The sequence below is a fragment of the Tenacibaculum aiptasiae genome, from assembly GCF_008806755.1.
In the GTDB taxonomy this organism is placed as follows: Bacteria; Bacteroidota; Bacteroidia; order Flavobacteriales; family Flavobacteriaceae; genus Polaribacter; species Polaribacter aiptasiae.
Genome location: NZ_WAAU01000008.1, coordinates 530 through 14,531 on the forward strand (window position 1 = coordinate 530; position 14,002 = coordinate 14,531).

A 14,002-nucleotide genomic window follows, 5' to 3' on the forward strand; every position below is an offset into this window, starting at 1 on the left:
GGTAACGGTAAATTACTCAGAAGCAATTACAGGACAGGATGATGAATGTACATCGATATACACAATAACAAGAACATGGACAGTAAGTGAGTGTGCAAATAATACCACAACACATACACAAACAATCGAAGTAGAGGATACCAAAGCACCAGAGTTTGTAGAAAGCTTACCAGCAGATACAACAGTAAGTTGTGATGCAATTCCAGAGGCAGTAATATTAACCGCGACCGATAATTGTGATTCAGAAGTAACAGTAAATTACTCAGAAACAACGACAGGACAAGGAGAAGGATGTCCTTCAGAGTATACAATAATTAGAGTTTGGGAATCTGAAGATTGTGCAGGAAATAAGGTGAGTCATACTCAAGAAATTAAAGTAGAAGATAATGAGGCACCAGAACTGGTTACAAACTTAACAGACATAAATGTGAGTTGTGATGAGATTCCAGAAGTACCAACATTAGAATTTGTAGATAATTGTTCAAGTAACGTCATACAAACAAATTTTGAAGAGGAAAATACTTTTGATGGAACAAACAATGATTATCAAATAATAAGAACTTGGACAGTTGCTGATGATTGTGGAAATACAGCAGAATTTGTTCAAAACATAAATGTAACAATAGAAACAGTAACAACAACAATAGCAGATTCAAAATGTATTGATGATGGTATTGTAGACTTAAACGATTATTTATCAAACATTAGTACAGATGGTGAATGGGAAGTAACAAGTGGAAATGTAACACTTACTACAGATAACACATTTGATCCTTCAAATATAGCTTTAGGAGATTATGTATTTACCTATACAGTTGCTAATGAAGGTTGTTTATCATCAATTAGTTTAACAATAAATATTAATGATGACTGTATTGTATTGCCATGTGGAGAAGAAGATGTTAAAATATCTAAAGCAGTAACACCAAATGGAGATACATGGAATGAATTTTTTACAGTAACAGGAGTTGAAGCCTGTGGGTTTATAACCAATGTTAAAATATTTAACCGTTGGGGAGCAAAAGTTTACGAGTCGAATAATTATGCAAATGATTGGAATGGAGTTTCAGATGGAACAACATTCGGATCAGCAGAAAGATTACCAGCAGGAACATATTACTATATAGTAGTATTAGAAAATAGTGGATTAAAACCATTTACAGGAGCAATTTATTTAGGAACCAAATAATGTATAAGCTATGATGCAAAATTACAGATTACATATAATTTTTATTTTGATACTTACAACAGTATTTAATGTTGAAAGCCAACAATTACCTCAGTTTACTCAGTATATGTACAATACAATATCGGTAAATCCAGCATACGCAGGAAGTAGACAAGTATTAAGTATAGTAGGACTACATAGAAGTCAATGGGCAGGTTTTGATAAGGGGCCAGAAACACAAACTTTGTCAATTCATACACCACTTAGAAATGACAGAATTGGAGTAGGGTTTTCATTTATAAATGATAAGTTGGGATATGAGAAATTTACATACTTATATGGTGATTTCTCATATACGATAAAAGTAAGTGATAAAACACAATTAGCCTTTGGATTAAAAGCAGGTTTTACTCAGTATAATTTAGATGATGAGTTAATAGCTGCAGAAGCAAGTGACCCTGGTATTAGTGGGGTTAGAAATAGATGGGAACCTAATCTCGGAGCAGGAGTGTATTTGCACACGAATAAATGGTATGTTGGATTTTCAGCACCAAGACTATTGAATATAGATCATAACGATTTAACAATTGGTGGAGTAGATTACGGAATTGTAGATAAAGTGAGTTATTATTTAACAGGAGGTTATGTATTTGATTTGAGTGATAGTGTGAAATTTAAACCAGCGACTTTAATCAAAGCAACAAATGGAGCACCATTATCATATGATGTAACTGCAAATTTTTTATTCAATGAAAAGTTTTGGTTGGGAGGATCTTATAGATTTAATGAGTTTACAGGAGCTTTAGGAGCTATTGTAGATTTTCAGGTATCTAAACAGTTTAGAGTAGGATACGCATATGAGTATCCTCTATCGGATATTAATCAATTTTCTAGCGGTACGCATGAAGTATTATTAATGTTCGAATTAATTAAGCCTGGTAGAGTAAAATCTCCAAGATATTTTTAAAAAGTATAGATATGAAGACAAAAATTACATTTTTAATATTGATTTTTTGCTTTTCTTACTCTTTTTCACAAAAAAGAGTAGCAGATAAGTTCTTTAAAAACTATGCATATATAAAGGCAGCAGAATTTTATAAAAAAGCAATTAAAAGAGGGGATAGTAGTTCTTATACATTAACAAAATTAGCAGATTGTTATTATAATAATTCAAATTCAAAAGAAGCAAATAAATGGTATGCCATTGCAGCCCAAAAAGATGAAGGCTTAACAAATGAGAACATTTATAAATATGCGCAATCATTAAGAAGTGTTGGAGAATATAAAAAAGCTGAAGAATGGCTAGAAAAACTACCAAGTAATAATTTTCAAATATTGAATGTAGATCACGAAAAGCTAAAAACACTAAATAATGATTCAATAAAGATTACAAATTTAGATATTAATACAAAAAACTCTGATTTTGCAGCCTATGTTCACAAGCATAAATTCATGTTTGCTTCGACCAAAAATGAGAAAGGAAAAATGTACGAATGGAATAATGAACCTTATTTAGATTTATATGAAGCAACTATTATAGATTATGGAAAATCTAAAACAATAGAAAATGTAATTCCTTTAACATCATCGAAAGTAAACACTGGATTTCATGAATCTAATATTGCTATTACCAATGATGGAAAAACCATGTATTTTACTAGAAATAATCTTAATAAAAGAGAAAAACTAGATTATGATAAAGAAGGAACATCACATCTAAAAATATTTAAAGCAAGTTTAATAAATGGAGAATGGACTAATATAGAAGAATTGCCATTTAATGATGAAGTATATTCCAATGGACATCCAGCCTTAAGTCCAGATAATAAAACTTTATATTTTGTATCAAATATGCCTGGAGGTTATGGTTTAACTGATATTTATAAAGTAGCAATTTTATCCAATAATACGTATGGAAAGCCCGTAAATATGGGAGATAAAATAAATACAAATGGAAGAGATATGTTTCCATTTGTATCATCAGATTACACATTTTATTTTTCATCAGATGGTTATGAAAATTTAGGGTTGTTAGATATTTATAAATCAGACCTATTAAAAAACAATTCGGCAGAAGTAAAAAACTTAGGTGCTCCATTTAATAGTGGGTATGATGATTTTGCTTTTTTTATGAATGAAGATAATAAAACAGGATACTTTTCATCAAATAGGCCTGGAGGAAAAGGAAAAGATGATATTTATAGTTTTGAATCATATAAATGTATGCAATTGGTTAGTGGAAAAGTGTATGATAGTAAAACAAACGAAATTTTAGCAAATGCTTTAGTAGAATTTATTGGAGAAGATGGAAAAGTGATTAAAAAAATAACAACAACAGAAGATGGAGCTTTTGAATTTGAAGCAGAATGTAAAAAGAAATACACACTTAGAGGAACAAAATTAGATTATAAAGACGATTTAAAGAATATAGAAACGACAAATATTCATCATCAAAATATCAAACAAGATTTATATCTAACTCCATTGATAATTGATAAAGAAATTGTGATAGCACCTATCTTTTTCGATTTTGATAAATGGAATATTAGACCAGATGCCGCTTTCGAATTAGAAAATATAGTTGATGTACTTAGAAATCATCCAGATATGATTATTAAAATAGAATCACATACAGATAGTAGAGGAGAAGATTATTATAACGAAATATTGTCTGATAAAAGAGCAAAATCAACAAGAGATTATATCATATCAAGAAACATTGCACCAGAAAGGATAGAGAGTGCCATAGGATATGGAGAAAAACAATTAGTTAATAAATGTAGTAATTATATTCCTTGTACAGAGAAAGAGCACCAAGAAAATAGAAGATCGAAGTTTATAATATTAAACGATTATAAATAGTGAGTGTCTCCCTATATTAGTAGCTATTTCCAAAAAGCCTTCACTTAACAAACGTTAAATGAAGGCTTTTACTTATTGTTAATAATTCAAATAAACAATAAAACTACTTCTTTATAAAAATATTAGTAAAGTACCACTTACCTTCAGAATCTTTCTCTGCAGAAATTTCAAAATGAGTAAAGTTACCTTCTATATTTTTTCTGTGACCTTCACTTTTAATCCATGCATTTACTACAGATTCAGCAGAAGAATAACCATAAGCAACATTTTCACCAACACCAGTAGCATTAGCATTTTGTGTTAAATATTGTTTACGTTGATAGAAAAAATCGTGTGAGATTTTATTCTGATCAATCATGTAGTTGGTATGATTATTTGCTTGATATTTAATTGCTTGGAGTTTGTTTAAAACAGGTAACCCGTTAGCAACTCGATGGTTATTGATGAGTACTAATACTTCAGATTCAATAGATTTCTCAGCGATAACAGTAGTTGACTCAGAAGGATTACCAGCCAATTCTATTTCGCTATTTGACGAACAAGATGTTAAAACCAGTGCAAACAACACTAGCAATAACCGTAGGGGTTGGTTATTCATAGGGGTATAGGGGTTATAAAAATGAGCTACAAATATAAGGTTAAATTAACTTAAAGTATTGGTAGTTAGTTAAAAAGGGGCATTTTCCTATGTTAAATAGCCTGTTTTATAAAGTCCTCATATTCATAAAAAAACAACTCAAATTGTTCCATAGTTTCTATATAAAATTCATAGCAATCACGCCAAGTATTTTTGTTGTGAATACTGAATTTTTTCTCAAAAGGAACATAAATTCTATGGATAATTTTACGATTATCTAACTCAAAGTTATCGTCGTATATAACTTCAGGTAAATATTCTGTTTCTAAGATTTTTCTTAAAGAAAGTAACTGATCATATAGTAATTCATTGGCAATACTTTCAGGATGTTCAAAATCTAAGCAAACAGACGCTTTTTTTCTATCAGCCTGAAATTTAAAAGCAAAACCTTTAATTTTAGTATTATACAAAAGCCATTTTCTAGGAAAAGATTTTCCAAAGCTAGTCCAAAATTCTTTACGTAAACGAGCAGATTCTTCTTTACTAAACATTCTTATCCATGTACTTTAGCAGCAGTTCCACGATTTCTCATCATTTCAGCTTCAAAAGCAATTAAATCGTTCCACTTCTTGTCAACTATTTCTCTATCCTGATATTTTCTAGCAAAGCCTAAAAAAGTAGTGTAGTGATTTGCTTCAGAAATCATTAAATCTCTATAGAATTTAGATAATTCTTCGTCTTCCATATTTTCAGAAAAAACTTTGAATCGTTCACAACTTCTAGCCTCAATAATTGCAGCAATTAATAAACGTTGAATTAAAGCTTCTGTACGATCTTTTGTTTTGGTAAAGAATTTTTGCAGTTGAATAGCATAATCATTCTTTTGCTCTCTCCCTAAAACCATTCCTCTTTTTACCATAAAATCATGTACCATTTTAAAATGCTCCATTTCTTCTATAGCAATAGCACTCATACTTTGTACAAGTTCAGTTTCTTCAGAATAGTTAATAATTATAGATACAGCATTAGACGCGGCTTTTTGCTCTAAAAAAGCGTGATCAGTTAATATCTGTTGTAAATTATCTTTAGCAATATCGGCCCAAGAAGTTTCCGTTTCAAATTTTAATCCTAACATGTTCTTATTTCAATATGGATGGCAAAATTAAGCATTATTAAATTCAAGAAAGAATTGTTCTCAAATTTCTTTTAAAAAAGCTAATTTTTAAGGTAATTTTTTGATCGTGATATTTCTAAAATATGTAACTTTGATATACTTCGAGAAATTAATAAGAAAAGCTATTTTGCTATGAGAAATACTATTAAAATATTAGCGCTAATTATCTTAACGTTAGCTCTTAATGCATGTAAAAAAACAGGAGACCAAGAAAGTGATATCAATGCTTATACAGAATACGTTTCTGTATTTCCAGAAAAGCTAGTTTCCATTACTCCAAAGTTCGATTTTTATTTAAAGAAAAAAATAGATGAAGCAACTGTAAATAACGATGTATTTACAATTAGCCCAAAAGTAAAAGGAGAAACAACTTTTAAAGATAATGTTATTTCATTCATCCCAAGTGAAAAATTACAAAGCAATCAAGAGTACAAATTAACATTACATTTATCAAAATTATATAATGATATTGATTCAGGTTTAAAAGACTTTACAATTAAAGTAAAAACCAAAGAACTACTTTTTAATGTCTCATTAAATTCACCAAAAGTATCCAATAAAGATAAGTATGTTGTTGAAGGAATTTTAACAGCTAGTGATGTAGTAGAAAGTTCAAAATTACCAGAACTAGTCAAAGCAAATTATAATGGAAGCGAAGTAAATGTAAAGTTTGAAACGTTTGAAGAGTTTGCTTCAAAAGTACATTTTAAAATAGACAGCTTACAACGTTTTGATGACGATAAGGTTTTAAAAGTTTTATGGAATGGAACAGCTATAAAATCTACATCAAAAGGAGAGAGAGATTTAATAATTACTGGAAAAAACAACTTTAAAGTTTTAAATGCAGAAGTAGTAAATGCAGATAAACAGCATATAGAAATTAGTTTCTCAGATCCAATTAAAAAAGGACAAGATTTAAGAGGTTTAATTCAATTTCAAAATACACAAAAGAGAAGATTTACTTATAAAATTAGTAATAACATAATAAACGTATATCCAAAAACAACTTTTAAAAATAAAGTAGATTTAACTGTTTTTAAAGGAATAAAGAATACAGAAGGATATGCTCTAAAAGAAAGCTTTAGTAAGACATTACATTTTGAGCAGCTAAAGCCATCAGTTTCATTTATAAAAAGCGGTTCAATTTTACCAAATTCAAGCAATTTAAAAGTCAATTTTAAAGCTGTTAACTTAAAAGCGGTTGATGCAACAGTTTATAAAATTTATAAAAATAATGTACTACAGTTTTTACAGTATAATAATTTAAATAACCAAGGGAATTTACGTTACGTAGGAAGACCAGAAGCAAAGTATACTATAAATTTAACCAATCAAGGAGTAGATTTAACAAAAGAAAATGCTTTTGCTATTGACTTATCAGAAATATTAACTGTTGAAGATGGAGCAATGTATAGAGTAGAATTTACATTTAATCAAGAATACTCAAATTATACATGTGATGGCGTAGTTAATAATAACACGATTGTTTTCGGAAAAAAGAAAATAGATACTAAGCAATACGATAACCAAAACTATTATAGTGATGGATATTATAATTATAACTGGAGAGATAGAGAAAATCCGTGTACCACTTCTTATTACTACGATAAAAAAATTAGTACAAATATTTTAGCAACTAATTTAGGAGTAATAGTAAAAAAAGGAAATAACAATAAAACGTTTGTAGCTGTAACTGATTTATTAACAGCAGAACCAGCTGCAGGATCAAAAGTTACCTTGTATAACTTACAGCAACAGCCAATAAAAACAGTAACTACCAATAAAGAAGGAATAGCAACTTTTGAAGATATTCATAACGCATTTTTTGCAGTAGCAACTAAAAGTAATAATACAACTTACATTAAATTGAATGAAGGAAATGCTTTGTCAATGAGTAAGTTCGATGTTTCAGGAACAAAACTTCAAAAAGGAATCAAAGGATATATTTATGGAGAAAGAGGAGTTTGGCGACCAGGAGATCATTTATACCTAACATTTGTGTTAAATGATAATGCAAATCCATTACCAGAAAAACATCCTATCAAATTTGAATTGATAAATCCACAAGGCAAAATAATAGAGAGAAAAGTTTTATATAAAAACAAGTATAATGTATATCCGTATGCGCCAAAAACAAGTCAAGAAGCAATTACAGGAAATTGGAAACTGAGAGTGACTATTGGTGGAGCAGTGTTTACAAAGACATTAAAGATAGAAACGATAAAACCAAATCGTTTAAAAATAAAATTAAAAACAGCATCGGAAGTAATAAAAGCTAATGAGGCAATTAATGGAGACGTAGAAGTAAAATGGCTACATGGAGCAATTGCAAGAAACTTAAAATTGGATATCAATGGAAAATTCAGACAAACCAAAACAACATTTTCAAAATTCAAGAATTATAATTTTGATGATGTTACAAGAAGGTTTGGAACAGAAGAATTTTCAGTATTAAAAGGGAAATTAAATAATGAAGGAGAAACTACATTTTCTGTAAAACCAAAATTAGACAATAAAGCACCAGGAATGTTAAAAGCAAGCTTTATAACAAAGGTTTACGAAAATGGAGGAGATTTTAGTACGGATGTGTTCACTAAAAAAGTATCACCATATACAAGTTATGTAGGATTATTAAATGCAGAAGAACAGCAATCAAAAAACTATTTGTTTACAGACGAAAAGTATACATTTAATGTAGCAACGGTTAATGAAAAAGGAGTAGGAATAGCAAATCGTTTGGATGTAAAAGTATATAAATTATCATGGAGATGGTGGTGGAGTACTTCGGATAATGGATTATCTAGTTATGATGGAACACGTTATCATGAGCCTTATAAAACAGTACAAGTTAAAACAGGAGCAAACGGAAAAGGATCATTTGACTTAAAAATAAGTGAAAATGATTGGGGACGTTATTTAATAAAAGTTACAGATAAAGAAAGCAGGCACGTAACATCAAATGTAGTGTATTTTGACTGGCCGTCTTGGTATGGAAAGAAAAAAGGAAGTCAAGATAAAACCAATGCAACAATGCTTGTTTTTACAACAGATAAAGAAACTTATAATGTAAAAGAAACAGCAACAGTAACATTTCCGTCATCAGAAGGAGGAAGAGCGTTAATTACAATAGAAAATGGAACAGAGGTATTAGATCATTTTTGGGTACCAACAAAAGCTAAACAAACAAAATTCTCTTTCCCAGTATTAGCAAGCTATACACCTAATGTTTTTGTGAATATATCCTTATTACAAAAACATAGTCAAACAGTAAATGATTTACCAATACGAATGTATGGATCAATACCAATGATGGTCAATGATCCAGCAACAAAATTGACGCCAGAAATACAGTTAGCAGATGAATTAAGACCAGAATCGGTTGCCAATATTAGAGTAAAAGAAAAAGATGGAAAACCAATGACATATACAATAGCATTGGTAGATGATGGATTATTAGACTTAACACGATTTAAAACACCAAATCCATGGAATACATTTTATGCAAGACAATCGTTAGGAGTTAGAACTTGGGATATTTTTGATGATGTAATAGGGGCTTACGGTGGAAAAGTAAATCAGATATTGAGTATTGGAGGAGATGAAGCAGAAGCAGGAAGTAAGAATAAGAAAGCCAATCGATTCAAACCAATGGTTACTTATTTAGGACCATTTAATTTAGAAAAGGGAGATATTCAAAAACATTCTATAAAAATACCAAAGTATGTAGGATCGGTAAGAGCAATGGTAGTAGCTACAAATGCAAAAGAAGAAGCATATGGAAGTGATGAAAAAACAGCATTTGTTCGTAAACCAGTTATGATTTTAGCATCATTGCCTAGAAAAATAACACCGCAAGAAACAGTAACCTTACCAGTAACAGTTTTTGCAATGAAACCAGAAATTAAAAATGTTAAGGTTACGGTTGCTCCTAACGAAGCTTATACTATAGAGGGAAGCAAAACAAAAACAGTTACATTTAGTCAGCCAGATGAAAAAATGGCTTACTTTACATTAAAAGTAAATGATTTTAAAGGAATAGGAAAAGTAAAGATAAATGCAAGTTCAGGAAGTGAAAAAGCATCTTATGAGGTAGAAATAGATGTGTTAAATCCAAATCCAGTAACTACAGAAGTAAAAGATTTAGTGGTAAAATCAAATGAAAATAAAGAAATTGATTTCACTACTTTTGGAACCAAAGGAACAAATTCAGCTACTGTTGAATTGTCTACTTTACCACCAATGAATTTTACAAAACGTTTAGGATATTTAATACGATATCCGCATGGTTGTGTAGAGCAAACAACATCAAGTGCTTTTCCACAATTGTATTTACCAGAGATATTTGAATTATCAAAAGAAAAACAACGAGAGATAGAACGAAATGTAAAAGCGACAATTCAACGATTATCAGACTTCCAAATAGCAAATGGAGGCTTGTCTTACTGGCAAGGAAATTCTAGAGCAGATAATTGGGGAACATCTTATGCAGGGCATTTTATGATAGAAGCAGCCAAAAAAGGATATGTATTACCAATAGGTTTTAAATCAAATTGGATTAGTTATCAAAAGCAGCAAGCACGCAATTGGAGAAATAATTCAAGCTATAGTAATAATGCGCTTTCGCAAGCGTATAGATTGTATACTTTGAGTTTAGCAAATAGTCCAGATTTAGCTTCAATGAATCGTTTAAGAGAAACAAGAAGTATTTCAAATGAAGCAAAAATGCGTTTAGCATCAGCATATGCATTGATTGGAAAAAAATCGATTGCAAAAGTTATTTTAGGAACTTTAACAGCAGAGAATTATTCTAGAAGATATTATTATAATTATGGTTCTGAAACTAGAAACAAAGCAATGGCATTAGAAACTTATACATTGTTAAATGATGAAGTGAAAGCAATAAAATTAGCTAAAGAGATTGCAGAAACCTTGTCTAGTGAGCAATGGATGAGTACGCAAACTACAGCATTTAGTTTATTAGCTATGAGTCAGTATGCGTTGAAAAATGGAGAGAATACGGGAATTCAAGCTAAATTTACTATCAATAGTAATTCAAAAAATATCAATATTCAAAAAGCATTATATGCTGAAGATATAGAAGAAATTAAAAAAGAGAATACATTTAAAATTTCGAATAAAAGTAAAGGAGTATTGTATGTACGATTATTGAACAAAGGAATTTTACCAGTAGGTGTAGAAAAAGTAGTTCAAAAGAATTTAGAAGCAACAATAAATTATAAAACAAAAGGAGGAGAGCGTATAGATCCTACAAGTATATCGCAAGGAACAAACTTTATAGCTGAAATTACGATAAGAAACTCAACTAACGATAAAGTAGAAAATGTAGCATTAACAGAATATATACCGTCAGGATGGGAAATTGTAAATACTAGATTTACCGATTTTGGTAACAATGCATTCTCTTCAAAAGTAGATTATACAGATATTAGAGATGCAAGTATAAGTAACTATTTTACTTTAAATAAGTACGAAACAAAAACGTTTAGAGTATTATTAAATGCATCGTATTTAGGAACCTATTATTTACCAGGAGTACAAGTAGAAGCTATGTATGATAATGATTATATAGCACGTACAAAAGGACAGTGGGTTAATGTAGTGAAATAAATAAATTATAGGAACTAAGTTAAAAATATATGAAGTTTTATAATTTTTCAAGTAAAGTCTTCCAATGGGACGTAATTTTAAATAGTAACCAATTTAGTGAAGTTGTTGGAGCTATTAATAAAGAACAATTTATTCCAACTCAAGAATTACCATTAAAGTTTGAGTTAATAGATTCTTATGAAGACTTGTCAGAATGAGATGGAGAGACTCCTTTTATGGATATAATACGATGGTCTAGTGATTTTACATTGGGAGGAAATTGTCCAGAAAAAGGAGGAGTTGGGGTTATTATTAGTGAAAAAGTAAAAAAGGTATTAGAAAAGTACCAATTACCGCAACATCGTTTTTATAATATTCATATACATTGTGCATATAATAAAGAAACTAGAAAAGACTATTATCTTTTTCACATGCTTTCAGAAAGAGGAGGGTATGATGATGATGAAATGAATTATAGTAAATGCACTTTTAAAGAGTTGACGCAAGATGAAGAAGGAAATAGAATTGTAGTAAAAGAATTTCCTGAAGGAACAATAAATACAAGAGAAGAATATGTAGAAGCTTATGTTGGGCAGAGCAATATAATTACTCTAGGTTCATATCCAGATCTTGAAAGACCTGGAAAAACAATAAGTAATGATTTAAGGTTTATAAATAGAGTGTTTAAGCATAATGTAGATGTTCTTTGGGGGGTATTTAATGTAATAAAAGTTTCAGAAGAAATAAAGGAAGAATTGGTAAATGAAAATATAAAAGGAGCTAGTTTTTTTGAATTACCAGAAAATATGATACGCCCATTTGAATATGAGCAGATGAAAAATAATTAGTTTTTTAGTAAAATATTTTTTCCTCTAGGGCTATAGAAAGAAATTTAGAAATTAAATTGAAAAGAAAAATTAATTATGAAAATAGAAAAAATAAATGAGCTCCCAGAGAATAAAGCTTTTACTAAGAATAAAATTCAATTGAAATTTTTTGATTCCGAAGAATTAAATAGAGGTCAAGAAATTGTTTATTACTCCCTTTATATAAACAATATAGATTATACAGAAGAAATTTTTCAACAGAAGAAAATTCCCTGTTTAATAAATGATAAAACACATTTTGAATCAGAATTGAATAATGAATTTGTTTTTATCCCTTATGATAATGGTATTTTATTGTCAATAAAGAGTTATAAACAGTATAAATTAAAAGTTTTTATAAAAGAGAAAGGTAAAATAACCTACGATTCATATAGAGGCAATTATTTTTACTCAAATAAGCATATTTTAATTAATAAGAGAAGTGTTGTAATAACAGATATAAATACTCTAAAGAGTAATAGAATAAGATTTGAATCGCATTTTAATATTGAATGGGGGATATTAATAAACAATGTTACAATTCGTATTATTCAAGTAAATAATTTAGAGGTTATAGATTATGATATAGAGAAGCAAAAAATAATAACAAAAACATCTTTACCTATTTTAAAAGAAGAATTTAAGCAATTATTTTTTAGAAAGCAGAAAGAAAATCTAACTTATTTAGAAGTTAGCCTTATGAAAAAAAATATATATTATTCAGAGTTAATTAAATTAATAAGTTAAAATTTTTAATGACTTACCTTGTTTAGAAATTAAAATTAATAGAAAATGATTTTTCATAGTTTTAAAGTTAACTTTTCCTATGGATGAATTATTGTAAATGTAGAATAAAAATATATGAAGTTTTATAATTTTTCAAGTGAAGTCTTCCAATGGGACGTAATTTTAAATAGTAACCAATTTAGTGAAGTTGCTGGAGCTATTAAAAAAGAACAATTTATTCCAACCCAAGAACTACCATTAGAGTTTGAGTTAATAGATTCTTATGAAGACTTGTCAGAATGGGACGGAGAAACTCCTTTTATGGATATAATACGATGGTCTAGTGATTTTACATTAGGGGGAAATTGTCCAGAAAAAGGAGGGGCAGGAGTTATTATTAGTGAAAAAGTAAAAAAGGTATTAGAAAAGTACCAATTACCGCCACATCGCTTTTATAATATTCATATGCATTGCGCATATAATAAAGAAACTAGGAAGGATTATTATCTTTTTCATATTGCTGGTGGTAAAGCAGGACGTGAAGATAGTGTTATGGACTATAATAAATGCACTTTTAAAGAGTTGACGGAAGATGAAGAGGGAAATAGAATTGTAATAAAAGAATTTCCTGAAGGAACAATAAATACCAGAGAAGAATATATAGAAGCTTGTTTAGGGCAGGGGAATATAATTACTCTAGGCTCATATCCAGACCTAGAAAGGCCGGGAAAAACAATAAGTAATGATTTAAGGTTTATAAATAGAGTGTTTAAGCATAATGTAGATGTTCTTTGGGGGGTATTTAATGTAATAAATATTTCAGAAGAAATAAAGGAAGAATTAGTAAAAGAAAATATAAAAGGAGCTAGTTTTTTTGAATTACCAGAAAATATGATACGCCCATTTGAATATGAGCAGATGAAAAATAGCTAGAAAAAATTAAAAAAATGATGTTTTTAATTTATAAAATACTTAATCCTTCCTAGTTAAAGACTACCTATCTTTGTCCTGAATAAAAATTT

11 protein-coding genes are annotated in these 14,002 nt (G+C 29.3%); 8 read left to right on the plus strand and 3 right to left on the minus strand.

What is annotated here, in order from left to right; all coding sequences use genetic code 11:
* The 3 genes from F7018_RS02830 to F7018_RS02840 all read left to right on the plus strand — a co-directional run.
* Nucleotides 1–1,189 (plus strand): gliding motility-associated C-terminal domain-containing protein (locus F7018_RS02830; protein ID WP_175578625.1); only part of this gene is annotated, 1,189 nt, incomplete at its 5' end.
* Between the two features lie 13 nt (nt 1,190–1,202).
* Nucleotides 1,203–2,135, plus strand: coding sequence for a PorP/SprF family type IX secretion system membrane protein (locus tag F7018_RS02835; protein ID WP_150899273.1), 933 nt, complete (start codon nt 1,203–1,205; stop codon nt 2,133–2,135).
* Between the two features lie 11 nt (nt 2,136–2,146).
* A complete protein-coding gene (locus tag F7018_RS02840; RefSeq protein ID WP_150898482.1) occupies nt 2,147–4,030 on the plus strand; it encodes an OmpA family protein in 1,884 nt (627 codons plus the stop codon).
* 103 nt (nt 4,031–4,133) lie between these two features.
* On the opposite strand, the gene F7018_RS02845 is transcribed toward F7018_RS02840, so the two are convergent.
* From F7018_RS02845 to miaE, 3 genes are all read right to left on the minus strand, one after another.
* Nucleotides 4,134–4,628 (minus strand): CAP domain-containing protein, encoded by a 495-nt coding sequence (locus F7018_RS02845; RefSeq protein WP_150898483.1) that lies wholly within the window; start codon nt 4,626–4,628, stop codon nt 4,134–4,136.
* A gap of 92 nt (nt 4,629–4,720) precedes the next feature.
* Nucleotides 4,721–5,158: a DUF4268 domain-containing protein gene (locus F7018_RS02850; RefSeq protein ID WP_150898484.1), complete on the minus strand. Its 438-nt coding sequence runs from the start codon at nt 5,156–5,158 to the stop codon at nt 4,721–4,723.
* Between the two features lie 2 nt (nt 5,159–5,160).
* Nucleotides 5,161–5,742 carry a tRNA-(ms[2]io[6]A)-hydroxylase gene (gene miaE, locus F7018_RS02855; RefSeq protein ID WP_150898485.1) on the minus strand — a complete coding sequence of 194 codons (582 nt, stop codon included), beginning with the start codon at nt 5,740–5,742 and terminating at the stop codon, nt 5,161–5,163.
* Between the two features lie 171 nt (nt 5,743–5,913).
* Here miaE and F7018_RS02860 point away from each other — a divergent pair, with 171 nt between their 5' ends.
* From F7018_RS02860 to F7018_RS02875, 5 genes are all read left to right on the plus strand, one after another.
* Nucleotides 5,914–11,409: an alpha-2-macroglobulin family protein gene (locus F7018_RS02860; protein WP_150898486.1), complete on the plus strand. Its 5,496-nt coding sequence runs from the start codon at nt 5,914–5,916 to the stop codon at nt 11,407–11,409.
* A 29-nt stretch (nt 11,410–11,438) separates the two neighbouring features.
* Nucleotides 11,439–11,606 carry a hypothetical protein gene (locus tag F7018_RS18280; protein WP_175578626.1) on the plus strand — a complete coding sequence of 56 codons (168 nt, stop codon included), beginning with the start codon at nt 11,439–11,441 and terminating at the stop codon, nt 11,604–11,606.
* Nucleotides 11,607–11,624: 18 nt separating this feature from the next.
* The gene (locus F7018_RS02865; RefSeq protein WP_150898487.1) at nt 11,625–12,236 is read left to right on the plus strand and encodes a hypothetical protein; all 612 of its coding nucleotides are present in this window, start codon (nt 11,625–11,627) and stop codon (nt 12,234–12,236) included.
* Between the two features lie 75 nt (nt 12,237–12,311).
* Complete coding sequence (locus F7018_RS02870; RefSeq protein ID WP_150898488.1) at nt 12,312–13,001, plus strand: hypothetical protein; 690 nt, start codon at nt 12,312–12,314, stop codon at nt 12,999–13,001.
* Nucleotides 13,002–13,115: 114 nt separating this feature from the next.
* On the plus strand, nt 13,116–13,913 hold the full coding sequence (locus tag F7018_RS02875; protein ID WP_150898489.1) for a hypothetical protein: 798 nt from the start codon (nt 13,116–13,118) through the stop codon (nt 13,911–13,913).
* Nucleotides 13,914–14,002: the final 89 nt, after the last annotated feature.